This is a genomic window from Varibaculum timonense, from assembly GCF_027694345.1.
GTDB lineage: Bacteria > Actinomycetota > Actinomycetes > Actinomycetales > Actinomycetaceae > Varibaculum > Varibaculum timonense_A.
On record NZ_JAQEVU010000020.1, the window covers coordinates 1 to 1,414 of the forward strand.

Annotated in this window: 1 protein-coding gene; it reads left to right on the forward strand. The window is 49.7% G+C overall.

The genetic code is table 11. From position 1 onward, the window contains the following. Positions 1-136: 136 nt before the first annotated feature. A complete protein-coding gene (locus tag PG728_RS09290; RefSeq protein WP_270627272.1) occupies positions 137-1,315 on the forward strand; it encodes an IS481 family transposase in 1,179 nt (392 codons plus the stop codon). Positions 1,316-1,414 lie beyond the last annotated feature (99 nt).

Below are 1,414 nucleotides of genomic sequence, written 5' to 3' on the forward strand. Positions count from 1 at the left end.
TGTGTGGTTTCAGGAGATGTGTCCGTTTTTCTTGGGGTTGGGGTTTTAAGATCTTTCAGGACTTGTGTCCGCTTGTAATAAGGAAAAACTCTTTTAATGTCCCAGGTCATTTGTCCGAAAACCTGTAATCTCAAGCATGTCATATTCAAAGAATCGTGCCATTGTCCTTGCGGTGACGGAAGGAGCAATGACCACCAGCCAAGCCGCCACACACTTCGACACCTCCCCACGCCACATCCGCCGCCTTTTAGCCCAATACCGACAACACGGATTAAAAGGCCTAGAACCCAAATCAAGAAAACCCCACCACAACCCCAACGCAACAAATCAACAAACCATTAACCAAATCATCAAACTACGCCACAAACTACAAAACGAAGGACTAGACAACGGACCCCAATCAATCTGGAACCACCTACCAAACGAAAACCGTCCCTCACCAACCACCATCTGGCGCATCCTAAAAAGAGCCAACCTAATAACACCCCAACCCCAAAAACGCCCCAAAAACTCCTACCACCGATTCCAAGCAGATCTACCCAACCAAACTTGGCAATCAGACTTCACCCACGTCCAACTAAAAAACGGCACCGACACAGAAGTAATCACCTGGCTAGACGACCACTCCCGCTACCTCCTACACGTAAGCGCCCACCCCCACATCACCTGCCAAACCGTAGTCCAAACCTTCACCCAAACCGCCAAAATCCACGACCTACCAGCCTCAACCCTCACAGACAACGGAATGGTCTACACCACCCGACTAGCAAGAGGAAACAACACCCGCAACAACCAACCCAACGCCTTCGAACAACTACTAGACGAACTAAACATCACCCAAAAAAACGGAGCCCCAGCACACCCCACCACCCAAGGAAAAATCGAACGCTACCACCAAACCCTCAAAAAATGGCTCAACGCCCAACCACCAGCAACCAACCTCAACGACCTAAACACACTCCTAAAAGACTTCCAACACATCTACAACACCAAACGCCCCCACAGAGCACTCAACAGAAAAACACCCAACCAGGCCTACCACAACAAACCAAAAGCACACCCCACAATCACCATCAACAAAAACGACTGGCGCGTACGACTAGACACCGTAGACCAAAGCGGCACCATAACCCTCAGATACCACGGAAAACTCACCCACCTAGGCATCGGACGCGCCCACAAAAACAACCCCGTAATCGCCCTAATACACGGACCACACACCATAATCATCAACAAAAACACCGGGGAAATCATCGCCGAACACACCATCAACCCCAACAAAACCTACCAACCAAAAAACGGACAAATGTCCTGAAACACCCCAAACCCAAAACGGACAAATGACCCGAAACACCCACCCCAAAAACCCAAAAAATCCCGCGACATATGCGGACATATGTCGCGGGACATCACA